This window comes from Streptococcus sanguinis (genome assembly GCF_019928825.1).
Taxonomy (GTDB): Bacteria; Bacillota; Bacilli; order Lactobacillales; family Streptococcaceae; genus Streptococcus; species Streptococcus sanguinis_L.
Genome location: NZ_JAHZOP010000003.1, coordinates 17,966 through 44,324, shown reverse-complemented (window position 1 = coordinate 44,324; position 26,359 = coordinate 17,966). Strand labels below are relative to the sequence as shown.

Sequence of the window (26,359 nt, the reverse complement as noted above, 5' to 3'; positions counted from 1 at the left end):
ATGAAAAAAAGAACTGCAGTATTACTAATGCTGAGTATACTAGTTTTGATGCTGGGAGCGTGTACTCAGAAAGAAGAACAACAAGCTAAAGGTTTGAAGATTGTGACCAGTTTTTATCCGGTTTATGCCATGGTTAAAGAAGTATCTGGTGATTTGAATGATGTTCGCATGATTCAATCTAGTACAGGGATCCATTCATTTGAACCATCGGCTAATGATGTAGCTGCTATCTATGATGCGGATGTTTTTGTCTATCATTCACATACCTTAGAGTCGTGGGCGGGGAGCTTGGATCCAAATTTGCAAAAATCTAAGGTGAAAGTACTTGAAGCTTCCGAAGGAATGCCCCTGGAACGTGTACCGGGTTTGGAAGATGTGGAAGCTGGCCAAGGAATTGATGAAAAAACTCTCTACGATCCTCATACCTGGCTAGATCCTGAAAAAGCTGGTGAAGAAGCACAGATTATTGCAGATAAGCTATCTGAACTCGATAAAGAACACAAGGAAATATATCAAAAAAATGCTAAGAAATTCATTTCTAAAGCTCAAGAATTGACCAAAAAATACCAACCAATCTTTGAAAAGGCTAAGCAAAAGACTTTCGTCACTCAACATACTGCGTTCTCGTATTTAGCAAAGCGGTTTGGTTTGCAGCAGCTAGGTATTGCAGGGATTTCTCCTGAACAAGAGCCAAATGCAAGGCAGCTTACTGAAATTCAAGAATTTGTGAAAACCTATAAAGTTAAAACGATTTTTACCGAAAGCAATGCATCGTCGAAAGTGGCAGAAACGCTCGTCAAGTCAACGGGAGTCAGACTGAAAACTCTCAATCCTTTAGAAGCCGATCCCCAAAATGATAAAAACTACCTAGAGAATCTAGAAGAAAACATGAGTATCTTGGCTAAAGAATTGAAATGAGAAGGTAAAGCTTAATCTAGCTGAAGACTACAAAATAGAAACCTGCCCGTAAAGGTGGGTTTTTTGGTGTGTGATAAAATATGATAATTATTTTTGAATTTCCTATGTTAGTTTGGAAGTAAAAGTGGTAGTATAGTGGGGAGATAAGATTCTATTTTCCTGAGTTAGGTGGGGAAAGGGTCTGAAACATGAATTGAATAATAGGATATTGAGAAACGTATGGCAATGATAGAAGTAGAACATCTTCAAAAGAATTTTGTGAAGACGGTGAAGGAACCAGGTTTGAAAGGAGCTTTGCGCTCCTTTATTCATCCTGAAAAGCAGACCTTTGAAGCGGTCAAGGATTTAACCTTTGAGGTTCCAAAAGGGCAGATTTTAGGTTTCATCGGGGCCAATGGTGCTGGGAAGTCGACAACCATCAAAATGCTGACAGGGATTTTGAAACCGACATCTGGTTTTTGTCGGATTAATGGCAAGATTCCGCAGGACAATCGCCAAGACTATGTCAAGGATATTGGAGTGGTCTTCGGGCAACGAACTCAGCTGTGGTGGGATTTAGCTCTGCAAGAGACCTACACGGTCTTAAAGGAGATTTATGATGTACCAGACTCGCTTTTCCATAAGCGCATGGACTTTTTGAATGAAGTCTTAGATTTGAAGGAATTTATCAAAGATCCCGTGCGGACTCTTTCATTGGGGCAGCGGATGCGGGCGGACATTGCGGCTTCCTTGCTCCACAATCCCAAGGTTCTCTTTTTAGATGAGCCGACCATTGGTTTGGATGTTTCGGTCAAGGACAACATTCGTCGGGCCATTACCCAGATCAATCAGGAGGAAGAGACAACCATTCTCTTGACTACTCATGATTTGAGTGATATTGAGCAACTTTGTGATCGGATTTTTATGATTGACAAGGGGCAGGAGATTTTTGATGGAACGGTGAGCCAGCTTAAGGAAACCTTTGGCAAGATGAAGACTCTTTCCTTTGAACTGGTGCCAGGGCAAAGTCATCTCGTTTCTCACTATGAAGGCTTGCCTGATATGACTATTGATAGACAAGGAAATAGCCTCAACATTCAATACGATAGTTCCCGCTACCAATCGGCTGATATTATCAAGCAAACCCTGTCTGATTTTGAAGTCCGTGATTTGAAGATGGTGGATACGGATATTGAGGATATTATCCGTCGCTTCTACCGAAAGGAGCTCTAAGATGGTCAAATTGTGGAGACGTTATAAACCCTTTATCAATGCAGGGATTCAGGAGTTGATTACCTATCGAGTCAACTTTATTCTCTATCGGATTGGCGATGTCATGGGGGCTTTTGTTGCTTTTTATCTTTGGAAGGCAGTCTTTGATTCGTCGCAGGAGTCTTTGATTCAAGGCTTCAGTATGGCAGATATCACCCTCTACATCATCATGAGTTTTGTGACCAATCTTTTGACTAGGTCTGATGGTTCCTTTATGATTGGAGAAGAGGTCAAGGACGGATCCATTATCATGCGCTTGCTGAGACCGGTGCACTTTGCGGCTTCTTATCTCTTCACCGAGCTTGGTTCTAAGTGGTTGATTTTTATCAGCGTTGGCCTTCCATTTTTAAGTGTCATTGTATTAATGAAAATCATATCGGGTCAAGGCATTGTAGAAATATTGGGTTTAACTGCACTATATCTTTTTAGCTTAACGCTGGCCTATCTGATTAACTTTTTCTTTAATATCTGTTTTGGATTTTCAGCTTTTGTTTTTAAAAATCTTTGGGGTTCCAATCTACTCAAGAATTCCCTAGTGGCTTTTATGTCTGGAAGCTTGATTCCCTTGGCTTTCTTTCCCAAGATTGTTTCAAATATTCTGTCCTTTTTGCCTTTTTCGTCCTTGATTTATACTCCAGTCATGATCATTGTTGGGAAATACGATGCCAGTCAGATTCTTCAAGCACTTTTGCTTCAGTTTTTCTGGCTCTTAGTGATGGTTGGCTTGTCTCAGTTGATTTGGAAAAGAGTCCAGTCATTTATCACCATTCAAGGAGGTTAGTATGAAAAAATATCAGCGCATGCATCTGATTTTTATCAGACAATACATCAAGCAAATCATGGAATACAAGGTTGATTTTGTAGTTGGTGTGCTGGGAGTCTTTCTGACCCAAGGCTTGAACCTCTTGTTTCTCAATGTACTCTTTCAACACATCCCTTCCTTGGAGGGCTGGACCTTTCAAGAAATTGCCTTTATCTATGGCTTTTCCTTGATTCCCAAGGGATTGGACCATCTCTTTTTTGACAATCTCTGGGCACTGGGGCAACGCTTGGTGCGAAAAGGAGAGTTTGACAAATACCTGACTCGTCCTATCAATCCTCTCTTTCACATCTTAGTTGAGACCTTTCAGATTGATGCCTTGGGCGAACTCTTGGTCGGTGGAATCCTTCTGGCGACAACGGTCACCAGTATTAGCTGGACCTTTCCTAAATTTTTGCTTTTCCTAGTTTGTATTCCTTTTGCGACCTTGATTTATACTTCTTTGAAAATCGCGACAGCCAGTATCGCTTTTTGGACCAAGCAGTCAGGCGCCATGATTTACATTTTCTATATGTTCAATGATTTTGCCAAGTATCCGATTTCGATTTACCATTCGCTTATCCGTTGGTTGATTAGTTTTATCGTGCCTTTCGCCTTTACGGCCTACTATCCAGCTAGCTATTTCTTGCAGGACAAGAATGGACTCTTTAATATCGGTGGTTTGATTCTGACTTCTCTTATCTTCTTTGTCATTTCTTTGAAACTATGGGACAGAGGCTTAGACGCCTACGAGAGTGCGGGTTCGTAAGATAGAACATATGTTTAGTCCTAAAGCTTAAATCAAGAAAGGATTTTCAGATGATAGTAATTGAAGAAGTGAAGGAAGAAAAACAAAAGATGATAGTGGTTAGCGAAGTTTTGAAGGATCTACCAGAATGGTTTGGAATACCTGAAAGTACACGAGCTTACATTGAAGGAGCCAAGGATTTGCAAGTTTGGGCTGCCTATCAGGAGAGTGATTTGGCTGGCTTTGTAAGCTTATCATACTCTAGTGAAGATTGTGCTGAGATTGACTGCCTAGCTGTTAAAAAATTCTATCATAGAGCGGGAATTGGCAGTCAACTTCTAGAAGTTTTAGAAAAATCTGCTCGTCAAAAAGCATCCTATCTGCAGGTAAAAACGGTAGCACCAGGTCATTATCCTACTTACGACAGGACTAACGCTTTCTATCAGGCTCGGGGCTTTAAAAAGTTAGAAATCTTTCCTGAGCTTTGGGATAAAAGCAACCCTTGTTTGATTTGGGTTAAAAAGTTGTGAAATTTTCGCTTGACAAAAAAACTCAAGATGCTAGAATAAAGGGGAAAGGCGCCGATTTAGCTCAGTTGGTAGAGCAACGCACTCGTAACGCGTAGGTCACAGGTTCGATCCCTGCAATCGGCATCTTAATTTGGAAGCTTAAAGGCTTCTTTTTTCTTTGCTTATGCTAGAAATTTTTGTTGTCTGGGGTAAATATACTTTCTATCATCTCTTATAAACCACTTACTGGTCAAATTTAACCACTTACTGAAAAGGCCTTGTTTCTCGGGAGTTTCTTGTTATAATAAAGATAAGCAGATGGAAAGGAGAGCGTATGAACATTCGGATTGAATTAGATCAGAGTTTGGATGAAACAGAAATGGTGATAAAAGTTTCGCGGCTGGATGAGCGGATTCAGCGCATCCAGGAAGCTCTAGAAAAAACGGCGACTCCATCCATTCTTTTCTATAAGGAAAGCAGTGAGTACTTTCTTGATTTAGCGGACATTCTCTTTTTCGAGACGGATGGCAGCAAGATTTTTGCCCATGCTCGCAATGATGCTTATGAGGTCAAACTAAAGCTCTATGAGTTAGAAGAGATTCTGCCCCGCTATTTCTGTCGGATTTCTAAGTCCACCATTGCCAATATCAAGGCTATCTATGCTTTGGACAAGTCCTTTTCAGGAACGAGCACCGTCCAGTTTTACAATACCCATAAGCAGGTGCATGTGTCTAGGCATTATTATCAGTTAGTAAAAGAAAAGTTAAGTGAAGTGAGGTAATTATCATGAAAAAAACAATTTTTGGAATCGGCTTTTTAGTCTTGGCAGCTTGGGTCTTGCTGCAGGGGAATTTTGGGATTCCTGCCTTCAATTTTAATATTTGGCCCATGCTAGTAGTTGCAATGTTTGCCTATTTCGCCTTGGAAAATTTCTTAGAAAGAGACTTTGGCACTGGGCTTATCATGGCAGTTATTGCGCTGATTATTGCCAATGCCGTCTACCACTTTTTAGCTATTTCAACAGGAACCTTGGTTTTGGGTGGTATTCTGGCTTGTATTGGTCTCAATATGATTTTCAAGCCCCAGCGCATTTTTAAGGGGGGTATCTTCTCGGCTGCTTCTTCTTCCTCAAAAGATGATATTGCTTTTGGCAGCGGCACGCGCTATATCAACTCAGATAACTTCACCTATGAAAAGTTAGACTGTGCTTTTGGCAGTGCATCGGTTTATTTTGATAATGCGACTATCGAAGGGGACTCAGCAACTTTTGAAGTGGATCTATCTTTTGGCAGTGTGATGCTTTATGTGCCCAGTGACTGGCGTGTAGAGCTGGATGTAGATAATGCCTTTGGCTCTGTCTACAATCCTCGCAATGTCAATGAAAAGAGAAAAACTCTCTATGTCAAAGGCAACGTGGCTTTTGGTTCTTTGAAGATTAGCTATGTTTAGGAAAACGGATTAATTTCGAAAGTTTGGACAAATGTACTTGTCAAACGTCAAGTTTTTTGGTAATATAGGAAGGTATGTGGTGCTAGCACATCCGTAATATTAGATCTAATAGGAGGAAACACGATAATGGCTAAAGTATGTTACTTTACTGGTCGTAAGACTGTATCAGGAAACAACCGCTCTCACGCGATGAACCAAACAAAACGCGCTGTTAAACCAAATCTTCAAAAAGTTACTGTTTTGATTGACGGTAAACCTAAAAAAGTTTGGGCTTCAGCTCGTGCCCTTAAATCAGGTAAAGTTGAACGCGTTTAATCTTTATTTAAAAAGGATGGAAAATTTCCGTCCTTTTTTTGCTTGGGAATTTCCGCCTAGACAGTTGATTTAGACCCTTCCTCTTTTACACCCTGTATAAAATATGGTAGAATAAACTATAAAATACTTTTGAGGTACAAATTATGACTGTGAAAATTAATACAAAAGATGGTCAAATTGAGCTGACTGATGACGTTATTGCGACAATCGTCGGAGGTGCAGCGACTGAAATTTTTGGTGTAGTTGGCATGGCCAGCAAAAATGCAATCAAGGATAATTTTCAAGCCCTTTTAGGAAAAGAAAACTATGCTAAGGGTGTGGTTGTGAAAGCGACTGATGAAGGTGATATCGCAGTTGATGTCTACACTGTCTTAAGCTATGGAGTCAAAATCAGCGAAGTTTCCAAAAACATCCAAGAGCGTGTTAAATTCAGTTTGGAAAACAAGCTCGGAATTACTGCCCATGCAGTGAATGTTTATATCCAAAATATTAAAGTCGTAGGAGAATAATCGTGGCAAATATTACTACTAGTTTATTCCAAGAAATGGTGCAGGCAGCATCTACTCGCTTAAATAAACAGGCTGAATATGTAAACTCTTTGAATGTCTTCCCAGTTCCAGACGGAGATACAGGGACCAACATGGGCATGACCATTGAAAATGGTGCTAAGGAAGTGTCAGATAAGTCTGCTTCAACAGTTGGCGAAGCGGCAGGTATCTTTGCGAAAGGTCTTTTGATGGGCGCGCGTGGTAACTCAGGTGTTATCACTTCCCAGCTTTTCCGCGGTTTTTCTCAAAGTGTGAAAGAGCATGAAGAGCTGACTGGTGAAGATCTAGCACTGGCCTTTCAGTCTGGTGTAGAAGTGGCTTACAAGGCAGTTATGAAGCCGGTTGAGGGAACAATTTTGACTGTTTCCCGCGGTGCAGCGATTGGTGCCAAGAAGAAAGCTGAAGTCACTAATGACGCTGTAGAAGTTATGAAAGCGGCTCTTGAAGGAGCTAAGGCTGCTCTGGCTAAGACACCAGATATGCTACCGGTTCTGAAAGAAGTCGGTGTTGTGGACTCTGGCGGTCAAGGGCTGGTCTTTATCTACGAAGGTTTCTTGTCTGCTCTTACAGGCGAATATATCGCTTCTGAGGACTTTGTGGCGACACCTGCGACCATGTCTGAGATGATCAATGCTGAGCATCATAAGTCTGTAGCTGGCCATGTGGCAACAGAAGACATCACTTACGGCTACTGTACAGAAATCATGGTGGCTCTCAAGACAGGGCCAACCTATGTAAAAGATTTTGATTATGATGAATTTCGCAACTACCTCAACGATTTGGGGGATTCCTTGTTGGTAGTCAACGATGATGAAATAGTCAAAGTCCATGTCCATACTGAAGATCCAGGATTGGTTATGCAGGAAGGTCTCAAGTACGGTAGTTTGGTCAAGGTCAAGGTTGACAATATGCGCAACCAGCACGAAGCACAGGTTGAAAAGGAAGAGCGCTCAGCTAAGCCGGCTCAAGAAAAAGAGTTTGCGATTATTGCTGTAGTAGCTGGTGAGGGTCTGGCTGAAATCTTTAAGGCTCAGGGAGTTGACTATATCATCTCTGGCGGGCAAACCATGAACCCATCAACAGAAGACTTCATCAAAGCTGTGGAGCAAGTCAATGCTCGTAATATCATTATCTTGCCAAACAATAAAAACATCTTCATGGCAGCCCAATCAGCAGCAGAAGTGATTGAACAGCCTGCAGCTGTTATTGAGACTCGCACAATCCCTCAAGGTTTGACCAGTCTCCTAGCTTTTGATGGCAGCAAGACCATCGAGGGAAATCAAGAACGTATGACTGCTGCCTTATCAGAAGTAGTCAGTGGCAGCGTGACGACTGCGGTTCGAGATACGACCATTGATGGCTTGGAAATTCATGAAAATGACAACCTCGGTATGGTGGATGGTAAGATTGTTGTTTCTAATCCAGACATGCTGACAGCTTTGAAAGAAACGTTCAGCAAGATGCTGGATGAAGATAGCGAGATTGTCTCTATCTATATCGGTGAAGACGGCAGAGAAGAATTGGCTAGCAGTCTTGCTCAAGATTTAATGGAACAATTCGAGGATGTTGAAGTAGAAATTCATCAGGGCAGTCAGCCGGTTTATCCATATATTTTTAGTGTTGAATAGCATAAAAAGGCAATCGAAAGGTTGCCTTTTGTCATTTTATAGAAAATACTTAGACAAGAAACTGGTATTATGTTATACTGTAACAAATAAAAAGTAAAAAAGGTGAACTATGAAAAAATTTTTCATTCTTGTTATTTCTGCTTCGGTGCTCTTGACGGGCTGTGTGTTTCCTAACTTCAGCAAGCATCGTCCTAGACATTCTTCTGAATCAGTAGCTTCTTCTAGGCGGACTAAAACCAGCTCTAGCTCCAGCGAGTCATCCAGTTCTTCTTCCGAAAGTACAGAGGTCGTCTCTAAAACTTTAGTCGGAGACATTGAGGGCATTCATCATCGAGATACCATTACCTATCAGGGCAGAAAGATCTTGAATCTTCGGATGGAATTGCTTACTTCCTTGCCAGAAGAAGCTAGTACGGCTTCAGCTACCCTGACTCCAGAGGAAATGACAGCTCTCATTCGTGAAGGGGTCCAGTCCGATCCAAACTTTGTAGCGGCTAAGAGTCTGGAAGGTGTTAATATTGACTATTCAGTCACAGCAGAGAAAAAATTGCAAACCTTGATTGAAATTGATTTGCAAAAAGTCAATATTGAGGAGATGGAAAAGAATTCTTTCTTCCAAGATTTGGGTCTTAAGGATATTAAGGAAAGCACACCTGAGATGTTTATTCTGAGTCTGAAGCTCAACGGTCTCAAAGAAGAGGGACAGAGCTAAAGTTTAAAAAGCGTTGGTAGCCTCGTCATACAAGATTGAGTAGTTAATTTATTGAAAAAATTTTTAGATTAAGTTACTTTAAGTTCAGTTTCTATCTAAATTGCAACAGACATACAACTAGTCGGCTCCTCTCAATGAGGGAGCCGGCTTTTTTGGGTCTTCATGCAGAAGGGAAATAATCAGATTATTCCAATATTTGCTAGTTTTGGGTTCAAAAACCGGAATAGTGACATTTGTCATGTCAGTCGGTGACAAAATCAACTAGTAGGAAAAATTTCTTTGTCTTATAATATAGTTAACAAAATGATAAAAGGTTGCTGTAAGAATTCAAAAGGCATTTGGTCTTTGTTCTTCTTCCGGTTTTGGAAAAATAAAGGAAAGATGCACATACGGTTTATCAAATCAAAGGAGGAGCAAAATGGAACTGATTGAAGTAAAGAAGCTTTCAAAAAGCATTCGCGGCAAGGAGATTTTAAAGGATATTTCGTTTGAAATCTCCCAAGGTGACTGTGTAGCCTTGATTGGTCCCAACGGAGCTGGGAAAACGACTCTCATGGACTGTTTGCTGGGTGATAAGTTTCTGACAGCAGGCCAGGCAACGATTCAGGGGCTCAAACCAACTGACAATCATCTCAAGCAGTCGGTAGCGATTTTACCACAGGAAAATACAGTGGTAGAAGATTTGAAGGTCAAGGAACTCTTGACTTTCTTCCAAGCTATTTATCCAAATAGTCTGTCCAATCAAGAAATTGATAACTTGCTGCAATTTACAGACAAGCAAAAGAATCAGTTGGCCAGCAAGCTGTCTGGTGGACAAAAGCGTCTCTTCTCTTTTGTTCTGAGTCTGATTGGCCGTCCTAAGATTCTGTTCTTGGACGAACCGACTTCTGCTATGGACACCTCTACTCGTCAGCATTTCTGGGAAATTGTTAATCAGCTCAAGCAGCAGGGAGTGACCATCGTTTATTCTTCTCACTATATCGAAGAAGTCGAGCATACGGCAGACCGGATTTTGGTGCTGCACAAGGGTGAGCTGATTCGGGATACGACACCTTATGCTATGCGCAGTGAGGAGCAGGAAAAACACTTCACCTTGCCGCTGACTTATCAGTCTGTGCTGGAAAAGCTGGATAATGTGACTGATTTAGAAATCAAGCAAAAGGCTTTATCTTTTGCGACTAGAGATGCTGGACAGGTCTGGCAGGTTCTGCAGGAACACGGCTGTACAATCGAAGAGATTGAAGTACGTAACCGTACCCTCTTGGATAGTATTTTTGAAACGACACAAGAATAGGAGAGTAATCATGAAAAATATGGCAAGTCTTATGAAGATTGAGTTGATTTTAATGAAACGGCAGGCTGCTTATTATCTCTTGTCTATTGGTCTGCCCAGCGTTTTTTACCTGATTTTCTCAGGAATGATGTCTGGAAGTGATACGCCTAATCTGGTGCTTCAAGGCTACCTCTTCTCAATGACTCTTTTTAGTATCATGTCTAGTGCCTTCTTTAGCATTCCAAGCACTTTGCAGTCTGATAAAAATAATAACTGGCAAAAAATGATTCAGCACTCACCGATTTCTATGGTAAAATATTATATATCAAAACTTTGCAGTACGCTGTTGACTTTTATGCTTTCTATCATCGTAGTCTTCTCGATTGGGCATTTTGTTCGCGGGGTTAATCTACCAATGGTAGACTGGCTTCTTATTGCCTTGATCCTTCTGGTAGGAAGTGTGGTCTTTATTGCTATGGGTGTATTGGTCAGTCTCTTGCCAAGTGCTCAGCTCATGTCTGTTGTGGGAAATATCGTCTATATGGCACTGGCTGTTCTGGGCGGTCTATGGTTTCCTCTGACTATGTTTCCAAAATGGCTCCAGCCAATCGGTAAGTTGACACCAAGTTATCAACTGATGCAGGTTGTTTCTTCTTATCTAGAACACCATCAGTTTAATGGTAAGGCAGCCTTGATTGTTCTGATTTATACGATTTTGGTCAGCATTCTTGTGCTGCAGCTCAAAAAGCGAATTGAGGTAAAATAAATTCATGTGGGAAAAACTTAAACAAGTCCACTATATGTTTCATATTGCGCTGGTCTTTATCATCTTTCCAGTTGCGGGAGTGATTAGCGGGGAATACCCGCTTTTCGTCTTGCTCTGGACAGCTATTTTTGTTGTGGCTTACTATGCGGTCTTGTTAAGTAACCATCGCCTCATCCAGTTTTTTTCTTGGTGGCTCTTGATTGCTTACATTTATTATAGTTCTGTCTGGTTAAATACAGGGTTTACTTGGTACATTTTTTATCTATCTAATCTGCTCATTTACGAACTGGATGACATTTCTTTTAAATCCTGGCGCTTTTTGACCTTTATCGCCTTGCAGCCTGCTATTGTACTAACTAATTATTTGATGGGTAATGTTGGTCCAGCAGAGCTGATCTTCTTTATTGTAACCTTTCTCTTTTCAGATGGTTTGACTTTTGGTCTCCATCGGATTCAAACGACAGAGCGAATCAAGGAAGAAAAGGTCAAGCAAAATGCCCAGCTGAATCTTTTCCTGGCAGAAAATGAGCGCAATCGGATTGGTCGAGACTTACATGATAGTCTAGGACACACCTTTGCCATGCTCAGTGTTAAAGCGGAGCTGGCTCAGCAGTTTTTGCAGATGGAAGCCTACGACAAGGCAGCAAAAGAACTGCAGGAAGTGCAAGAAATTAGTAAGAAATCAATGGCTGATGTTCGGCGGATTATTAATGATCTAAAGAATCGGACGCTGGACGAGGAACTAGTGACCATTCGTGCCATGCTGGAGATGAGCGGTGTTCAGGTCGAGATAGATAACCAGCTCAATGTTGCTAGTATCCCACCGAGTCAGCAGTCAACAATCAGTATGATTGTGCTGGAGGCTGCTACCAATATTATTAAGCATGCCAAGGCTAAAAAGAGCAATTTTTCTTTGGTAAAGAAAAACGAAAAACTTGTTTTAGACATTCAGGATGATGGTTGTGGTTTTCAAAAGCTGACTGGTCGGGAGTTGCATAGTATTCGAGAGCGACTGTCTGCCTTGTCAGGAAGGCTTGAGATTCTTAGCAGCCAAGATCCAACATGGATTCGAATTGAATTGCCATACGGAGGGAAGGAAGCATGAAACTTTTGTTAGCAGAAGATCAAAGTATGCTGAGAGATGCCTTAGCTCAGCTCTTGCAGCTGCAGCCAGATGTCGAAGAAGTCTATCAGGCCGCAGATGGGCAGAAGGCTATTGACTGTCTCAAGTCAGAAACTGTTGATGTAGCTATTTTAGACGTGGAAATGCCCCACCAGACCGGCCTAGACGTTCTCGAATGGGTCAAGGCAAATCGACCAAACATCAAGGTCATAATCGTCACAACCTTCAAGCGACCGGGCTACTTTGAGCGAGCTGTTAAGGCTGATGTAGATGCTTATGTGCTCAAAGAGCGCAGCATTGCGGATTTGATGAAGACCATCCATACCGTTCTAGATGGGCAAAAGGAATATTCGCCAGAATTGATGGAGGTACTGATGACCAGAAGGAACCCTCTCTCTCACCAGGAGAGGCTAGTCCTACAAGCAGCAGCGGATGGTCTGTCTAATAAAGAAATTGCAGAAAAACTCTTCCTGTCAAATGGAACGGTTCGTAACTACATGTCTGCTATTTTGACCAAGCTAGATGCTGAAAACCGAACAGAAGCAGTCCGAATCGGGCAAGAGAAAGGCTGGTTATAGATGGCATGCTCAGTTTTGTAGAAAAGATGAGGAGCGGTAGCTTTCCCATAAACGGAACATTTGAGAGCTAATAATTCTAATGAAAGGTCAGTACTAAAGATATAGTTCTGGCTTTTTATCTTTTGTTTGAAAAACATTCGGATTTAGATAAAAAATCAAGAAAAAAATTAACTAGCGGCTTGCAATTTTTTTCAAAAATGTTATCATAGTAGAAAGCTTTTTGAATTTTTAGAAAATTGTAAATAAATGAAAGGGGAAGAATGGAGAAAATCAAATTAGAAACTTCTAAGACAGGTTCAGAGCTTGTTTTGGAAACCTTGAAAAATCTTGGTGTTGATACGATTTTTGGCTATCCCGGCGGCGCTGTACTGCCGCTTTATGATGCTATTTATAGTTTTGAAGGCATCCGTCATATTCTAGGCCGCCATGAGCAAGGCTGTGTTCACGAAGCAGAAGGCTATGCTAAGTCTACTGGGAAAATCGGAGTTGCGGTTGTGACCAGCGGTCCAGGAGCTACTAATGCCATTACCGGTATTGCTGATGCCATGAGTGATAGCGTACCCCTTTTAGTCTTTACTGGTCAGGTAGCCAAGGCCGGAATCGGTAAAGATGCTTTTCAGGAAGCGGATATTGTTGGGATTACGACTCCTATTACCAAGTACAATTACCAGGTTCGGGAGACGGCAGAAATTCCGCGTATTATTACAGAAGCTATTCACATTGCGACGACAGGTCGTCCTGGGCCAGTCGTTATTGATTTGCCTAAGGATGTCTCCGCTCTGGAAACGGACTTTATCTATGACAGCAAGTTGCATCTGCCGAGCTATCAGCCGACTATTGAGCCTAATGAATTGCAGATTAAGAAGATTATCAAGCAGATTTCTAAGGCTAAAAAGCCGGTTCTTCTTTCAGGGGGTGGTATTAGTTATGCTGAGGCAGCAGCAGAGCTGGTTGCTTTGGCGGAGCGGTATCAGATTCCAGTAGTCACTACCTTGTTGGGTCAGGGAACCATTGCGACTGACCATCCTTTGTTCTTAGGTATGGGTGGAATGCACGGTTCTTTTGCGGCCAATATTGCCATGACTGAGGCCGACTTTATGATTAGTATCGGCTGCCGCTTTGATGACCGTCTGACTGGTAATCCGAAAACTTTTGCCAAGAATGCTAAAGTAGCACATATTGATATTGACCCAGCGGAAATTGGAAAAATTATCAGTGTAGACATTCCTATCGTAGGGGATGCTAAGAAAGCCCTGCAGATGCTGTTGAATGAAGAGCAGGTGCATAACAATACCAGCAAGTGGATTGAAAAAGTAACGCAGGATAAGGAACGGGTCCGCTCATATGATAAGAAAGAACGTGTCGTACAGCCTCAGGCTGTCATTGAGCGCGTAGGTGAGTTGACCAAGGGTGATGCCATCGTTGTAACAGACGTCGGTCAGCACCAAATGTGGGCCGCCCAATATTATCCATATAAAAACGAGCGTCAACTGGTAACATCTGGCGGTCTGGGAACCATGGGCTTCGGTGTGCCTGCAGCGATTGGGGCTAAGATTGCCAATCCGGATAAGGAAGTCGTACTCTTTGTCGGAGATGGTGGCTATCAGATGACAAACCAAGAGATGGCTATTCTCAATATCTATAAGATTCCGATTAAGGTCATCATGCTCAATAATCATTCGCTAGGTATGGTGCGCCAGTGGCAGGAGGCTTTCTATGATGGTCGTACCTCTGAGTCTGTCTTTGATACTTTGCCAGATTTCCAGCTCATGGCTCAGGCCTATGGTGTTAAAGCTTATAAATTTGACAATCCGGAGACCATTGTCCAGGATTTGGAAGTCCTGAAGGAAGATATACCAATGTTTATCGAGGTAGATATTTCTCGTAAGGAGCACGTTCTTCCGATGGTGCCGGCTGGCAAGAGCAATCATGAGATGTTGGGGGTGAAGTTCCATGCGTAGAATGTTGACAGCTAAACTCCAAAACCGTTCGGGTGTTCTAAACCGCTTCACTGGTGTCCTTTCCAGACGTCAGGTTAATATCGAGAGTATCTCAGTCGGAACGACGGAAAATCCGGAAGTCTCCCGTATCACCATCATTATTGATGTGGCTTCGTTGGCAGAGGTTGAGCAGATTATCAAGCAGCTCAATCGTCAGATTGATGTGATTCGGGTTCGAGATATCACGGACCGTCCTCACTTGGAGCGTGAAGTGATTCTGGTTAAGGTCTCGGCTCCAGCTGATAAGCGGGCAGAGATTCTGTCTATTATCCAACCCTTCCGGGCGACAGTTGTAGATGTAGCACCTAGCTCCATTACCGTTCAGATGACTGGTGATGCCGAGAAGAGCGAAGCCCTGCTTCGGGTCATTCGCCCGTATGGTATCAAAAATATTGCTCGGACTGGAGCGACAGGCTTTACCCGAGATTAAATCAAACCTTTAATTTGTTAAAACCGCCTAACAGGCAATAAAAATAGAAAAGAGAGTAAAACTTATGGCAGTAACAATGGAATACGAAAAAGATGTTAAAGTAGCAGCGCTTGACGGTAAAAAAATCGCCGTTATCGGTTATGGTTCACAAGGACATGCGCATGCACAAAACTTGCGTGATACAGGCCACGATGTGATTATCGGTGTTCGTCCTGGTAAGTCATTTGACAAGGCTAAAGAAGATGGCTTTGATACTTATACAGTAGCAGAAGCAGCTAAATTAGCTGATGTCATCATGATTTTGGCTCCAGATGAAATCCAACAAGATCTCTATGAAGCAGAAATCGCTCCAAACTTGGAAGCTGGAAACGCAGTTGGGTTTGCTCATGGTTTCAACATCCATTTTGAATTTATCAAAGTTCCTGCCGATGTAGATGTCTTTATGTGTGCACCGAAAGGCCCTGGTCACTTGGTTCGCCGTACTTTCGAAGAAGGTTTTGGTGTACCAGCTCTGTATGCAGTCTACCAAGACGCTACTGGAAATGCAAAAGACATCGCAATGGACTGGTGTAAAGGTGTTGGTGCGGCTCGTGTTGGTTTGCTTGAAACAACTTACAAAGAAGAAACTGAAGAAGATCTCTTTGGTGAACAAGCTGTGCTTTGTGGTGGCTTGACTGCCCTGATTGAAGCAGGATTTGAAGTTCTGACTGAAGCAGGTTATGCGCCAGAATTGGCTTACTTTGAAGTGCTGCACGAAATGAAACTGATTGTGGACTTAATCTATGAAGGTGGCTTCAAGAAGATGCGTCAATCTATCTCAAATACAGCCGAATATGGTGACTATGTATCTGGTCCGCGCGTGATTACTGAGCAAGTCAAAGAAAACATGAAGGCGGTCTTGGCTGATATCCAAAACGGTAAATTTGCGAACGACTTTGTAAATGACTACAAGGCTGGTCGTCCAAAACTCACTGCTTACCGCGAGCAAGCTGCTAATCTGGAGATTGAAAAGGTCGGTGCAGAATTACGTAAAGCAATGCCATTCGTTGGTAAAAACGACGACGATGCTTTCAAGATTTATAATTAAGATAAAGAGCAGATAAGAAATTAGGGGTTGGAATGCGAATTCCCAGCCCCTTGTTTTGCTTGATAGAGAATAAACTGAAAAAACAGGGAAGGAAGAAATATGCTCAGAGCAAAAGATATCACGCATGCTCATAAAGTGTTAAAAGATGTGGTTGTCAATACACCGCTTGACTACGATCACTATTTGTCAGAGAAGTACCAGGCTAAAATTTACCTGAAGAAAGAAAATATGCAGCGGGTGCGCTCTTTTAAACTCCGCGGGGCTTATTACGCTATTTCTCAACTTAGCGAAGAGGAGCGCCAGCGTGGGGTTGTCTGTGCTTCTGCGGGCAATCACGCCCAAGGAGTGGCCTATACATGTAAGGAAATGAAAATTCCAGCAACCATTTTTATGCCAATCACGACCCCTCAGCAGAAGATTAGTCAGGTTCGCTTCTTTGGCGGTGAATTTGTGGAAATTAAATTGGTTGGAGATACCTTTGATGCTTCAGCCAAGGCAGCGCTTGATTATACTAAGACTGAAAATCGCACCTTTATCGATCCTTTTGATAATGAAGATGTCCAAGCTGGTCAAGGGACTGTAGCCTATGAAATCTTAGATGAGGCCAAGAGAGAAGCTATTACTTTTGATGCAGTTTTGGTACCAGTTGGAGGCGGCGGCCTGATATCAGGAGTCTCAACCTATATCAAAGAAAGTCAGCCAACTATTGAAGTTATTGGTGTGGAAGCCAACGGTGCCCGCAGTATGAAAGCAGCCTTTGAAGCAGGTGGTCCAGTCAAGCTTAAAGAAATCGATAAATTTGCGGATGGTATCGCAGTCCAGAAAGTCGGTGCATCAACCTATGAAGTAACACAAAAGAATGTTCAAAATCTTATTGGTGTAGACGAAGGGCTTATTTCAGAGACCATCATTGACCTATACTCTAAGCAAGGGATTGTCGCAGAGCCAGCTGGTGCTGCCAGTGTCGCAGCTTTGGAAGTCCTGAGCGAGTTTATCAAGGGGAAGACTATCTGCTGCATTATCTCAGGTGGGAATAATGACATCAACCGCATGCCAGAGATGGAAGAGCGGGCGCTTATTTATGATGGTATTAAGCACTATTTCGTAGTTAACTTCCCGCAGCGTCCTGGTGCCTTGCGTGAGTTTGTGAATGATATTTTAGGGCCTAATGACGACATCACTCGTTTTGAATATATCAAACGGGCCAGTAAGGGAACGGGTCCCGTCCTGATTGGTATTGCTCTGGCAGATAAGCATGATTATGCTTCTTTGATTAACCGTGTTGAGCAGTTCGATCCTTCCTTTATCAATCTGAACGGGAATGAAACACTCTACAATATGCTTGTCTAATTATAAAGATATTTTAGCCTAATTTGTATGCTTTCGTTTGAAACTGCAAATTAAATATGTTAGAATATACTATAGTGAATCAAGGAGGCTTGAACATGTTTTTTATTCCATTTTTCTTTATCATATTGATCATAATCTTTGTATTCTTGATGCTTAGTGCAGTCTATGTGGTTCGTCAGCAATCTGTGGCAATCATTGAGCGTTTTGGACGCTACCACAAAACCAGCAGTAGCGGTATCAATTTCCGTCTTCCTTTAGGGATTGACAAGATAGCGGCTCGCGTTCAGCTGCGTTTGCTGCAGAGCGAGATTATCGTTGAGACTAAAACACAGGATAATGTTTTCGTAACCATGAATGTTGCGACCCAGTATCGTGTAAATGAAAACAACGTGATTGACGCTTATTACAAACTTATGCGTCCAGAAGCTCAGATTAAGTCCTATATCGAAGATGCCCTTCGTTCTTCCGTTCCAAAACTGACCTTGGATGAGCTCTTTGAAAAGAAGGACGAAATTGCCCTAGAGGTCCAAAAGCAGGTAGCTGAAGAAATGTCGACCTATGGTTACATTATTGTCAAAACCTTGATTACCAAGGTTGAACCTGATGCTGAAGTTAAACAGTCTATGAACGAAATCAATGCGGCGCAGCGTAAGCGCGTGGCTGCTCAGGAATTGGCTGAAGCAGATAAGATTAAGATTGTGACAGCTGCCTCTGCAGAAGCTGAGAAAGACCGCCTGCATGGGGTTGGTATTGCCGAGCAGCGGAAGGCCATTGTGGATGGTTTGGCAGACTCTATCAAGGAATTGAAGGGGGCCAATATTGAGTTGACTGAAGAGCAGATTATGTCCATTCTTTTGACCAACCAGTACCTGGATACGCTGAATAATTTTGCAGATAGTTCGGGTAATAATACCATCTTCCTTCCAGCAAATCCAGAAGGAGTCGAAAGTATTCGGACTCAGATACTTTCAGCCCTCAAAGCTAAGTAAAGAAAATTCAGAATTATTTAATTTGTTCGAATTTGGTTTGTTTAAGTTGACAAACTGTATAAAAACAATTATAGTAGTTGATGTAGCTAGAATAGAGAGGAGTAAGAAATGGCTAAATCTAATTTCGAGAAAGTAGAGTCTGTTGTTAGTTGGGTACGTGATAAGAAGATCACCGGTTACCGTATTAGTAAAGAAACAAACGCACGTGAAATGTCTATCATTGCTCTTGCTCAAGGACGTGCAAAAGTGAAAAATATCTCTTTTGAAACAGCTCTTGGCTTGATTGATTTCTACGACAAAAACCATGAAAAATTTGAAGACTAAACTTCAAAATCGTGCAACTGATATTGCTCATTAAATAAAAAAAGGAATCTGGACTTAGTTCCAGATTCCTTTTTGCTTTTGAAAATAGAAGTAATTTAACTGAGGAAGCGCTGCAGGAATTCTTTGGTTCTTTCTTCTTTGGGATTGGTGAAGATATCCTGCGGGCTGCCAGCTTCAGCAATGACGCCCTTGTCCATAAAGATAACACGGCTAGAGACATCACGGGCAAATTCCATTTCGTGGGTCACGACAATCATAGTCAGTCCTTCCTGAGCCAGTTCTTTCATGATCTTCAGAACTTCACCAACCATTTCAGGGTCGAGGGCTGAAGTAGGCTCATCAAAGAGGATGGCATCAGGATTCATGGAGAGGGCGCGGGCAATAGCGACCCGCTGCTTCTGACCGCCTGAGAGTTGCTTAGGCTTGGCCTGCCAGTACTGCTCGCCCATTCCAACCTTGTTGAGGTTTTCTTTGGCAATTTTCTCGGCTTCTGACCGCTCTTTTTTCAGGACCGTTGTCTGAGCGACGATGGTATTTTCCAGGACATTAAGATTTTCAAAGAGATTGAAAGATTGAAAGACCATGCCCAGCTTTTCACGGTAATGAGTCAGATCATAGTTCTCTGCTAGGACATTCTTGCCGCGGTAAAAAATCTGACCTCCGGTTGGAGTTTCCAGTAGGTTAATGGAGCGCAGGAAGGTTGACTTTCCGCTGCCAGAGCTGCCAATGATGGAAATCACTTCTCCCTTATGAACGGTGAGGGAGATGTCCTTGAGGACTTGGTTTTTACCATAGGACTTTTTGAGGTTTTTAATTTCTAAAATGGTTTCTGTCATGATTTCACTTCTCCTGTCTGCATTTGATTGGCACCTGTCGTGTAGTTGTCTGTGTCGAAGCGTTTTTCAACATAGCGCAGGATGCGTGTCACGCTGAATGTCAGGACAAAGTAGATTACAGCGATGATAGTAAAGGTTTGGAAGTACTGGTAGGTTTGGGTAGCAATGGTATTGCCAGAGAAATAAAGCTCTACTACTGAGATAACGTTCAACACGGATGTATCCTTGATGTTGATGACAAATTCGTTACCAGTTGCGGGCAGAATATTGCGGACGACCTGAGGTAGAACAATCTTGCGCATGGTCTGACCATGTGTCATACCCAGTGCCGTTGCGGCCTCGAATTGCCCCTTATCAACGGCAAAGATACCACCGCGGACAATCTCGCTCATATAAGCTCCGGTGTTGATGGAGACGATGAAAATGGCAGCGATAGTCCGGTCGATAGAAATTCCGAATGCCTGGGCTGTTCCGTAGTAGATAACCATGGACTGAACAATCATTGGAGTTCCGCGGAAAATCTCAATATAGACATTTAAGAACCAGCCGAAGATTTTTTGCAGTGATGCTAGGAGTTTATTCTTAGAAGCTGGTGCCGTCCGATAAACGCCAATTAGCAGTCCGATGATGAGGCCTGCGATGGTACCTGTAATCGAAATGAGCAAGGTCAAACCAGCTCCGCGTAGGAATTGCGGCCAGTTTTCAGCTAGGATCTTAGCAACTTGACTGAAGAATGATTCCTTAGCTGCTTCACTATCCGTATCAACAGGCTGTTTCTGAATCATCTCATCCATCAGCTTGACTTGATCATTGGTGGTAATCTTAGCGATAGCTGCATTGGCCTGCTCAATACGGTCGTCATCCTTGCGCATACCAATGGCAATGGAAGCATCTTCTTCGCCGACTTCAAAGCCTTTCTCAAACTGAATCATTTTGAAGTTGGAGTTGGCAGTCTCAGCAGTCAAGGCTTCTGGCCGCTCAGAGATATAGCCATCAATAACTCCAGATTCCAAGGCTTGACGCATCTGAGCAAAATCGCCCATAGCTGTTTCTTTTTTGGCGCCAGGCAACTGGTCAATGAGATTGTAGAGGTAAACTCCTTGCTGGGAGGTGATTTTAGCGTCTTTGAAGTCTTCTAAAGTCTTAGCGGATGCATATTTTCCATCTTTACGAACTAGGAGAACTGGCTCGCTGGTGTAGTAACTGTTGGAAAAGGCAATTTCCTTTTTCCGCTCGGCAGTTGGACTCATACCAGCAATAATCATGTCAATCTTGCCAGAGGTCAGAGCAGGAATTAAGCCATTCCAAGAAGTCTTGACAACCAGAGGTTCCTTGCCTATCTCTTGTGCAATTTTTTTGGCAATCTGCACATCGTATCCGTTGGCATATTGGTTGGTGCCTTCGATTTTTACAGCACCGTTGGAATCATCATCCTGAGTCCAGTTGAAGGGAGCGTAGGCTGCCTCCATACCGATTCTCAGGTAGTCATCGGCCTGAATAACATGGACTGTTCCTAAGGCGACCAGGAGGGCTGTAAATAAAGTGAGTAATAATTTCTTCATGGGTTTCTCCTGCTTATCTAATAATAGTTCTTCCTATTCTATCGAAAATCACCGTTCTTTTCAATCCTAGTAAGCCCTTACTTGATAAAAATGATATAATAGAACAAAATATCTGTAAAGAGAGGTTGAGTATGAAACGATATTTTTATCTTCTGTTGGTTTTGTTTTCCTGCCTTTGTTTTGGTCAGGTTGTCTCGGCTGTTGACTATGATATTGAATCCTATCAAGGAGATCTGGTTTTGCGTGAGGACAATACAGCTACCTACACAGAGAAAGTGACCTACAAGTTTAATGACGACTATAATGGTCAGATTGTTTCGCTGGGCTCTGCTGGAAAGATGCCCAATGGCTTTGCCATTGATGGGAATCCGACGGTCTCGGTTCTGACGAATGGTGAGCCAGATATGGACATTAACCCCCAAGTCAGAGACTTAGGAGATGGCTATGAAGTCAAAATCTATAATTCCGGAAACGACGGTGACAGAGTTGTTGTCACTGTAACCTGGCAGCTGAGAAATCTCCTTTTTCTTCACAGGGATATTGCTGAGCTCAACTGGACTCCTATCAGCGACTGGGATCAGGGGATAGGAGAAGTCGTTTTGACAGTTTCTGGCTTGAGCAATCCAGATAAGAGTGAGCTTTTTGCTCATAGTGGCTACTTTGGAACCCAGCCTTTCGTGGATAAGAATGGCACCGATTATCTGGTCAAACTCAATGGAATTGGCTCGGGCGATAATGTCGAGCTCCACGGCTATTGGGATCGACAAGCGGTCTCTCTTGTGTCCCAGAATGAAGACGAGAGTGACTACTTGCCAACCTTTAAAGCTCAAGAAGAAAAGATTGCCCGCAAGACGGTCTTTTACCGGCAGCTAGGAGAAATTTATATGCCCTTGCTGCTCTTATGTGCCATCCTTGTAGCGGCTATCCTTTATTTTGTCTTTGCCCAGAAGATCAAGCCTAAGCAGTCTTATCCCAAGAATGCCCGTCTATACGAAGCTCCTCAGGACTTGGCTCCCCTTGTCTTGGCGGAAAATATTTACGCGGTAGACATGGAGGATGTCGACCCAACAAGGGGCGGCAAGGCAGTGCTGAACTTTGAAAACATGGTCCAGGCGACTTTGTTAGACTTGCTGGATAGGGGCAATCTCCTCCTGCAGGGAGATGCTGAAAATCCTGTTCTGCAAATAGCGACCTATGATGGGCTAGCGGACTTTGAGAGACGTTTTCTGGGCATGGCTTTCAACAAGCAATCCCAAGCCAGTGTGAAAGATCTATTTTCAGCCTATCAAATTTCAGAAGATATTTATAAGCACAAGTCTTCTGCGGATGAGTCCTATATCCGTAACATTGGTAGCAATATTAAGTCCTTGTTTACTAACAGTTTGCGCTCCTTATCTAAAGAAGTGCGCTCTGAAGGCAAGCGTTTGGGTCTCTTTGGTCACTACCGGCCTCTTAAAGTTCAGGAAAAGAGATTGCTGATTACTGCCATTATTCTAGCTTGTGCTGGGTTGGTAGTGTCTATCGCTGTTTTCTTTATCTATATGGCTTCTTTTGGCGGCTTTATATGGTATTATATTCCTTTGGCGCTGGTGAGTCTTGTCTTGATTTTGATTTTTGCTAGTAAGGCACAGCTTTATTGGCGAGATGGCGTCCTGAATGACGAAGGCGCACACGACTTCTATCTGTGGCGAAGTTTTTCCAATATGCTGCGAGATATTGCCCATCTGGACAATACAGAAATCGAAGGCATTATCCTGTGGAACCGTCTCTTGGTTTATGCGACCCTCTTTGGCTATGCAGATCGTGTCAGCCGTGTCATGGCTCTGTGTCGGATTCACTTGGAAAATCCATCTATGGACAGCTATGTTCAGGCTAATCTGCACTATGCCTTCTATAGTAGTATGCACAGCTTCTCAAACTATGGTCATGTAGCCACTACAGCCAGCAATTTCTCTGTCTCATCTGGCGGAAGTTCAGGTGGGGGGTTCTCTGGCGGCGGAGGCGGCGGAGGCGGTGGAGCTTTCTAATAGATAAACTCCCTCCTAGCCGGAAAAGTCTTAGTACTGGCTTTTCCTAGCCTTGAAATTGTGATATAATAAAACCTAATACTCTTTGGGAATTTAACTGTGACTTTCCTTGAGTAAACCCTTGTTTCAGGAGTATTCTATGTTTATCATTGAAATTTTCATCTCTATTATTTACGGTATCATCGAAGGAATCACAGAATGGCTGCCGATTTCCAGTACAGGGCATCTGATTTTGATTCAAGATTTTATCCAGTATAAAAATCAAAGTCCAGCCTTTATGGAAATGTTTAATGTCGTTATCCAGCTGGGAGCAATTTTGGCGGTTGTCGTCATCTATTTTGACAAGCTCAATCCTTTTAAATCAGGCAAGTCAGCACGTCAGGTTCAAAAGACCTGGCAGCTTTGGGCTAAGGTGGTCGTGGCAGCCTTGCCGGCTGCTGTTATCGGCCTATTTTTGGATGATTGGTTTGAAGCGCATTTCTACAATCTAGTCTCTGTGTCAGTGATGCTGATTGTCTATGGCGCAGCTTTTATCTATTTGGAAAGGCGCGAGCATGAGGAGCCTACTGTGACGGATTTAGCCTATTTGCCTTACAAGACAGCCTTGCAGATTGGTCTCTTTCAGGTTCTAGCTCTCTTTCCTGGAACTAGCCGTTCTGGCGCCACCATTGTCGGCGGTCTCTTGAATGGTGTCAGTCGCTCTGTCGTGACAGAGTTCACTTTCTATCTGGGGATTCCCATTATGTTTGGCGCTAGTGGCTGGAAAATTCTTAAGTTTATCAAGAATGGGAACAGTCTGGGATTTGGGCAAATTTTCTTGCTCTTAGTTGCCATGGGGGTGGCCTTTGGAGTCAGCCTAGTCGTGATTCGTTTCCTGACAGACTATGTCAAAAAGCATGACTTTACAATTTTTGGGAAATATCGAATTGGCCTGGGCGGCGTGCTTCTGGTTTATGCAGCAATCAAAGCCTTGATGGGATAAAAGAAGTAATTTTAATGTTTCTCTGACTATCTCATGTAGTGAAATAATAAGCTCTCGGAATTTTCTGAGAGCTTTTTTGGTAATTGCTGTTTTCAGAGCAATACTAGCTATTTTTTGAAATACGGGGGATTTTTTAGTATAATAGTAGGACTAGAAGTGTATGAGGTAGAGATATGGAAATGAAACAGATTAGTGATTCGACCATAAAAATCACGATTCAGCTGGAAGATTTGGAAGAGCGCGGCATGGAAATGGCCGATTTCTTGGTTCCCCAAGAAAAGACGGAAGAGTTTTTCTATACCATCTTAGATGAGTTGGAAATGCCGGATAATTTTTTGGACAGTGGTATGCTGAGTTTCCGTGTGACGCCTAAGCCAGACAAGGTAGATGTTTTTGTTACCAAGTCTAAGTTGGATAAGAATCTGAGCTTTGAGGATTTAGCAGATCTGCCAGACATGGACGAGCTGTCTCATATGTCTCCAGATGAATTCCTCAAGACATTGGAAAAGAGCATTTTTGAAAAGAGTAAGGAAGACATTGAAGCAGTCCAATCTTTGGAAACAGCCGAAGCTGAGGAAGGGGAGCAGTTTTCTCAGGAAGCGGCTGATGAGCAGTCAGCAGAAAATGCAGAGCGTTACATTTACTACATCCTGCGATTTGAAGATATTAAGGCTGCTGCGGCCTTTGCCCAGACAGTGGACTATAAGATTGACTTATCAGAGCTTTATAAGTATGATTCAGCTTATTATTTGACGATTTTAGTAGATGTTGAGGGCTTCCCAGAGCGCTATCCAGCTTGGCTCTTGGCCAAGATGCGTGAATTCGCAGATGATTCAGATATCACTCGGGCAGTGCTGCAGGAGCACGGTCATCTGCTTTTGGTGACAGATGCCGTCTCCGGCCTGCAGAAGGTTGAATGCCTATGATTACTTTTCCGTTAAAGTTTATCTTGGTATTGCTGGGAACTTTTTTTATCGGGGTGATTCTGACGCCCTTGGTTCGGCTCTTAGCCTTTAAGATTGGTGCGGTAGATTATCCCAATGCTCGCCGCATCAATAAAAAGCCCATGCCTAGCAGTGGCGGGCTGGCGATTGTAGCGGCCTTTTCTATCTCTACTCTGCTCTTGATGCCGCAGATTGTTGCTGTAGATTTTTTTGGACAAACCTATTTTGATTATGTTTGGCCAGTCGTTCTAGGCGGTTTGATTATTGCCTTTACAGGGCTGGTTGATGATATCAAAGAGCTGTCGCCTATGCTGAAAATGGGTGGAATTGTTCTAGCAGCCAGCCTAATCTGGTGGCTGACTGATTTCCGATTGGATGATTTTAAGATTCCTTTTGGCGGACCTTTCCTGCATTTTGAGCCTTGGCTGTCCTATATTTTGACAGTGGTGTGGATTATTTCTATCACCAATGCGGTTAATTTGATTGACGGTTTGGATGGTCTGGTGAGTGGGGTGTCCATCATCTCCTTGGTGACGATGGGGATTGTTTCTTACTTCTTTTTGCCCCAACACAATCTCTTTCTGACCCTGACTATTTTCGTCTTGGTCTTGTCAATTGCAGGCTTTTTCCCTTACAATTACCACCCGGCTATCATCTATCTTGGTGATACGGGGGCTCTCTTCATCGGCTTTATGATTGCCGTCTTGTCCTTGCAAGGGCTGAAAAATGCAACGGCTGTTGCGGTGGTGACGCCTATGATTATCTTAGGAGTGCCGATTACGGATACTTTTCTAGCGATTATCCGCCGTACTCTGTCTGGTCAGAAATTCTACACGCCTGACAAGCACCATCTCCATCATAGACTCTTGTCCTTGGGATTGACTCACCGAGGGACAGTGCTGGTTATCTACGGGATTTCGCTGGTCTTTGCCATGATTTCTCTCTTGTTGAATGTTTCCAGTCGAATTGGTGGCGTGCTCTTGATGATAGGCTTACTTCTGGGTGTTGAGCTCTTTGCTGAGCTGGTCGGAGTTTTGGGGCCTAATCGTACTCCTTTGCTCAATATTCTCCGCTTTATTGGCAACTCCTACTACCGTGAGGAAGTTCGGCGGAAATGGCGTCAAAAGAGGAATAAATAAGAATAGCTCTAAACAAAATAAAAGCCTTTTGGGCTTTTTTTTGGTATACTAAAGTATGTAAATCAGCTAAGC

Annotated in this window: 27 protein-coding genes and 1 tRNA gene; 26 read left to right on the top strand and 2 right to left on the bottom strand. The window is 42.9% G+C overall.

Annotated features, from left to right (window positions below; translation table 11 throughout):
* The 22 genes from K1J09_RS06305 to K1J09_RS06200 all read left to right on the top strand — a co-directional run bounded on the left by K1J09_RS06305 (position 1) and on the right by K1J09_RS06200 (position 18,797).
* Positions 1-918 carry a metal ABC transporter solute-binding protein, Zn/Mn family gene (locus K1J09_RS06305; protein WP_049547623.1) on the top strand — a complete coding sequence of 306 codons (918 nt, stop codon included), beginning with the start codon at positions 1-3 and terminating at the stop codon, positions 916-918.
* A 219-nt stretch (positions 919-1,137) separates the two neighbouring features.
* The gene (locus K1J09_RS06300) at positions 1,138-2,130 is read left to right on the top strand and encodes an ABC transporter ATP-binding protein (protein WP_223323535.1); all 993 of its coding nucleotides are present in this window, start codon (positions 1,138-1,140) and stop codon (positions 2,128-2,130) included.
* A gap of 1 nt (position 2,131) precedes the next feature.
* The gene (locus K1J09_RS06295; RefSeq protein ID WP_049547621.1) at positions 2,132-2,950 is read left to right on the top strand and encodes an ABC transporter permease; all 819 of its coding nucleotides are present in this window, start codon (positions 2,132-2,134) and stop codon (positions 2,948-2,950) included.
* Position 2,951: 1 nt separating this feature from the next.
* Positions 2,952-3,737, top strand: a complete 786-nt coding sequence (locus tag K1J09_RS06290) for an ABC transporter permease (protein ID WP_002920174.1) — start codon at positions 2,952-2,954, stop codon at positions 3,735-3,737.
* 50 nt (positions 3,738-3,787) lie between these two features.
* Complete coding sequence (locus K1J09_RS06285; RefSeq protein ID WP_049547620.1) at positions 3,788-4,246, top strand: GNAT family N-acetyltransferase; 459 nt, start codon at positions 3,788-3,790, stop codon at positions 4,244-4,246.
* 50 nt (positions 4,247-4,296) lie between these two features.
* Positions 4,297-4,369: transfer RNA gene (locus tag K1J09_RS06280), tRNA-Thr, on the top strand.
* 190 nt (positions 4,370-4,559) lie between these two features.
* On the top strand, positions 4,560-5,006 hold the full coding sequence (locus tag K1J09_RS06275; RefSeq protein ID WP_049547619.1) for a LytTR family DNA-binding domain-containing protein: 447 nt from the start codon (positions 4,560-4,562) through the stop codon (positions 5,004-5,006).
* Between the two features lie 5 nt (positions 5,007-5,011).
* Positions 5,012-5,674 (top strand): LiaF transmembrane domain-containing protein, encoded by a 663-nt coding sequence (locus tag K1J09_RS06270; protein WP_223323534.1) that lies wholly within the window; start codon positions 5,012-5,014, stop codon positions 5,672-5,674.
* Positions 5,675-5,800: 126 nt separating this feature from the next.
* Positions 5,801-5,989, top strand: a complete 189-nt coding sequence (rpmB, locus tag K1J09_RS06265) for a 50S ribosomal protein L28 (protein ID WP_001140948.1) — start codon at positions 5,801-5,803, stop codon at positions 5,987-5,989.
* A gap of 143 nt (positions 5,990-6,132) precedes the next feature.
* On the top strand, positions 6,133-6,498 hold the full coding sequence (locus K1J09_RS06260) for an Asp23/Gls24 family envelope stress response protein (RefSeq protein WP_002893676.1): 366 nt from the start codon (positions 6,133-6,135) through the stop codon (positions 6,496-6,498).
* Positions 6,499-6,500: 2 nt separating this feature from the next.
* The gene (locus K1J09_RS06255; RefSeq protein WP_223323532.1) at positions 6,501-8,165 is read left to right on the top strand and encodes a DAK2 domain-containing protein; all 1,665 of its coding nucleotides are present in this window, start codon (positions 6,501-6,503) and stop codon (positions 8,163-8,165) included.
* A 109-nt stretch (positions 8,166-8,274) separates the two neighbouring features.
* Complete coding sequence (locus K1J09_RS06250; protein ID WP_223323530.1) at positions 8,275-8,877, top strand: SP0191 family lipoprotein; 603 nt, start codon at positions 8,275-8,277, stop codon at positions 8,875-8,877.
* A gap of 418 nt (positions 8,878-9,295) precedes the next feature.
* A complete protein-coding gene (locus tag K1J09_RS06245; RefSeq protein WP_223323528.1) occupies positions 9,296-10,171 on the top strand; it encodes an ABC transporter ATP-binding protein in 876 nt (291 codons plus the stop codon).
* A 10-nt stretch (positions 10,172-10,181) separates the two neighbouring features.
* A complete protein-coding gene (locus tag K1J09_RS06240) occupies positions 10,182-10,916 on the top strand; it encodes an ABC transporter permease (RefSeq protein WP_223323526.1) in 735 nt (244 codons plus the stop codon).
* 4 nt (positions 10,917-10,920) lie between these two features.
* The gene (locus K1J09_RS06235; protein WP_223323524.1) at positions 10,921-12,021 is read left to right on the top strand and encodes a sensor histidine kinase; all 1,101 of its coding nucleotides are present in this window, start codon (positions 10,921-10,923) and stop codon (positions 12,019-12,021) included.
* Positions 12,018-12,617: a response regulator transcription factor gene (locus tag K1J09_RS06230; RefSeq protein ID WP_223323522.1), complete on the top strand. Its 600-nt coding sequence runs from the start codon at positions 12,018-12,020 to the stop codon at positions 12,615-12,617. Before K1J09_RS06235 ends, K1J09_RS06230 begins: the two co-directional genes overlap by 4 nt.
* 260 nt (positions 12,618-12,877) lie before the next feature.
* Positions 12,878-14,578 (top strand): acetolactate synthase large subunit, encoded by a 1,701-nt coding sequence (locus tag K1J09_RS06225; RefSeq protein WP_223323520.1) that lies wholly within the window; start codon positions 12,878-12,880, stop codon positions 14,576-14,578.
* Positions 14,571-15,047 carry an acetolactate synthase small subunit gene (gene ilvN / locus K1J09_RS06220; protein ID WP_002898887.1) on the top strand — a complete coding sequence of 159 codons (477 nt, stop codon included), beginning with the start codon at positions 14,571-14,573 and terminating at the stop codon, positions 15,045-15,047. The genes K1J09_RS06225 and ilvN overlap by 8 nt, the downstream gene beginning before the upstream one ends.
* Before the next feature lie 64 nt (positions 15,048-15,111).
* Positions 15,112-16,134 (top strand): ketol-acid reductoisomerase, encoded by a 1,023-nt coding sequence (gene ilvC, locus K1J09_RS06215; RefSeq protein ID WP_002905287.1) that lies wholly within the window; start codon positions 15,112-15,114, stop codon positions 16,132-16,134.
* Positions 16,135-16,233: 99 nt separating this feature from the next.
* Entirely contained in the window at positions 16,234-17,484 is a 1,251-nt protein-coding gene (gene ilvA / locus K1J09_RS06210) for a threonine ammonia-lyase IlvA (RefSeq protein WP_002927674.1), read from the top strand.
* Between the two features lie 56 nt (positions 17,485-17,540).
* Complete coding sequence (locus tag K1J09_RS06205; protein WP_002927673.1) at positions 17,541-18,473, top strand: SPFH domain-containing protein; 933 nt, start codon at positions 17,541-17,543, stop codon at positions 18,471-18,473.
* 108 nt (positions 18,474-18,581) lie between these two features.
* Positions 18,582-18,797: a capsule biosynthesis transcriptional regulator gene (locus K1J09_RS06200; protein WP_002893653.1), complete on the top strand. Its 216-nt coding sequence runs from the start codon at positions 18,582-18,584 to the stop codon at positions 18,795-18,797.
* Positions 18,798-18,892: 95 nt separating this feature from the next.
* On the opposite strand, the gene K1J09_RS06195 is transcribed toward K1J09_RS06200, so the two are convergent.
* Together K1J09_RS06195 and K1J09_RS06190 are read right to left on the bottom strand one after the other, a co-directional pair.
* Entirely contained in the window at positions 18,893-19,633 is a 741-nt protein-coding gene (locus tag K1J09_RS06195; protein ID WP_223323518.1) for an amino acid ABC transporter ATP-binding protein, read from the bottom strand.
* Positions 19,630-21,195: an ABC transporter substrate-binding protein/permease gene (locus tag K1J09_RS06190; protein ID WP_223323516.1), complete on the bottom strand. Its 1,566-nt coding sequence runs from the start codon at positions 21,193-21,195 to the stop codon at positions 19,630-19,632. Before K1J09_RS06190 ends, K1J09_RS06195 begins: the two co-directional genes overlap by 4 nt.
* Before the next feature lie 131 nt (positions 21,196-21,326).
* Between K1J09_RS06190 and K1J09_RS06185 the strand changes: the two genes are divergently transcribed.
* The 4 genes from K1J09_RS06185 (at position 21,327) to K1J09_RS06170 (ending at position 26,287) form a co-directional block, all read left to right on the top strand.
* The gene (locus K1J09_RS06185) at positions 21,327-23,222 is read left to right on the top strand and encodes a DUF2207 domain-containing protein (RefSeq protein ID WP_223323514.1); all 1,896 of its coding nucleotides are present in this window, start codon (positions 21,327-21,329) and stop codon (positions 23,220-23,222) included.
* A 139-nt stretch (positions 23,223-23,361) separates the two neighbouring features.
* Positions 23,362-24,204, top strand: coding sequence for an undecaprenyl-diphosphate phosphatase (locus tag K1J09_RS06180; RefSeq protein WP_223323512.1), 843 nt, complete (start codon positions 23,362-23,364; stop codon positions 24,202-24,204).
* 173 nt (positions 24,205-24,377) lie between these two features.
* The gene (mecA, locus tag K1J09_RS06175; protein ID WP_223323510.1) at positions 24,378-25,130 is read left to right on the top strand and encodes an adaptor protein MecA; all 753 of its coding nucleotides are present in this window, start codon (positions 24,378-24,380) and stop codon (positions 25,128-25,130) included.
* Positions 25,121-26,287: a glycosyltransferase family 4 protein gene (locus K1J09_RS06170; protein ID WP_270619277.1), complete on the top strand. Its 1,167-nt coding sequence runs from the start codon at positions 25,121-25,123 to the stop codon at positions 26,285-26,287. The genes mecA and K1J09_RS06170 overlap by 10 nt, the downstream gene beginning before the upstream one ends.
* Positions 26,288-26,359 lie beyond the last annotated feature (72 nt).

Excerpts from the sequence above, each read along its gene's own strand:
- K1J09_RS06305 (WP_049547623.1), top strand. The coding sequence starts at position 1 with ATGAAAAAAAGAACTGCAGTATTACTAATGCTGAGTATACTAGTTTTG.
- K1J09_RS06300 (WP_223323535.1), top strand. The coding sequence starts at position 1,138 with ATGGCAATGATAGAAGTAGAACATCTTCAAAAGAATTTTGTGAAGACG.
- K1J09_RS06295 (WP_049547621.1), top strand. The coding sequence starts at position 2,132 with ATGGTCAAATTGTGGAGACGTTATAAACCCTTTATCAATGCAGGGATT.
- K1J09_RS06290 (WP_002920174.1), top strand. The coding sequence starts at position 2,952 with ATGAAAAAATATCAGCGCATGCATCTGATTTTTATCAGACAATACATC.
- K1J09_RS06285 (WP_049547620.1), top strand. The coding sequence starts at position 3,788 with ATGATAGTAATTGAAGAAGTGAAGGAAGAAAAACAAAAGATGATAGTG.
- K1J09_RS06275 (WP_049547619.1), top strand. The coding sequence starts at position 4,560 with ATGAACATTCGGATTGAATTAGATCAGAGTTTGGATGAAACAGAAATG.
- K1J09_RS06270 (WP_223323534.1), top strand. The coding sequence starts at position 5,012 with ATGAAAAAAACAATTTTTGGAATCGGCTTTTTAGTCTTGGCAGCTTGG.
- rpmB (WP_001140948.1), top strand. The coding sequence starts at position 5,801 with ATGGCTAAAGTATGTTACTTTACTGGTCGTAAGACTGTATCAGGAAAC.
- K1J09_RS06260 (WP_002893676.1), top strand. The coding sequence starts at position 6,133 with ATGACTGTGAAAATTAATACAAAAGATGGTCAAATTGAGCTGACTGAT.
- K1J09_RS06250 (WP_223323530.1), top strand. The coding sequence starts at position 8,275 with ATGAAAAAATTTTTCATTCTTGTTATTTCTGCTTCGGTGCTCTTGACG.
- K1J09_RS06245 (WP_223323528.1), top strand. The coding sequence starts at position 9,296 with ATGGAACTGATTGAAGTAAAGAAGCTTTCAAAAAGCATTCGCGGCAAG.
- K1J09_RS06240 (WP_223323526.1), top strand. The coding sequence starts at position 10,182 with ATGAAAAATATGGCAAGTCTTATGAAGATTGAGTTGATTTTAATGAAA.
- K1J09_RS06235 (WP_223323524.1), top strand. The coding sequence starts at position 10,921 with ATGTGGGAAAAACTTAAACAAGTCCACTATATGTTTCATATTGCGCTG.
- K1J09_RS06230 (WP_223323522.1), top strand. The coding sequence starts at position 12,018 with ATGAAACTTTTGTTAGCAGAAGATCAAAGTATGCTGAGAGATGCCTTA.
- K1J09_RS06225 (WP_223323520.1), top strand. The coding sequence starts at position 12,878 with ATGGAGAAAATCAAATTAGAAACTTCTAAGACAGGTTCAGAGCTTGTT.
- ilvN (WP_002898887.1), top strand. The coding sequence starts at position 14,571 with ATGCGTAGAATGTTGACAGCTAAACTCCAAAACCGTTCGGGTGTTCTA.
- ilvC (WP_002905287.1), top strand. The coding sequence starts at position 15,112 with ATGGCAGTAACAATGGAATACGAAAAAGATGTTAAAGTAGCAGCGCTT.
- ilvA (WP_002927674.1), top strand. The coding sequence starts at position 16,234 with ATGCTCAGAGCAAAAGATATCACGCATGCTCATAAAGTGTTAAAAGAT.
- K1J09_RS06205 (WP_002927673.1), top strand. The coding sequence starts at position 17,541 with ATGTTAGAATATACTATAGTGAATCAAGGAGGCTTGAACATGTTTTTT.
- K1J09_RS06200 (WP_002893653.1), top strand. The coding sequence starts at position 18,582 with ATGGCTAAATCTAATTTCGAGAAAGTAGAGTCTGTTGTTAGTTGGGTA.
- K1J09_RS06195 (WP_223323518.1), bottom strand. The coding sequence starts at position 19,633 with ATGACAGAAACCATTTTAGAAATTAAAAACCTCAAAAAGTCCTATGGT.
- K1J09_RS06190 (WP_223323516.1), bottom strand. The coding sequence starts at position 21,195 with ATGAAGAAATTATTACTCACTTTATTTACAGCCCTCCTGGTCGCCTTA.
- K1J09_RS06185 (WP_223323514.1), top strand. The coding sequence starts at position 21,327 with ATGAAACGATATTTTTATCTTCTGTTGGTTTTGTTTTCCTGCCTTTGT.
- K1J09_RS06180 (WP_223323512.1), top strand. The coding sequence starts at position 23,362 with ATGTTTATCATTGAAATTTTCATCTCTATTATTTACGGTATCATCGAA.
- mecA (WP_223323510.1), top strand. The coding sequence starts at position 24,378 with ATGGAAATGAAACAGATTAGTGATTCGACCATAAAAATCACGATTCAG.
- K1J09_RS06170 (WP_270619277.1), top strand. The coding sequence starts at position 25,121 with ATGCCTATGATTACTTTTCCGTTAAAGTTTATCTTGGTATTGCTGGGA.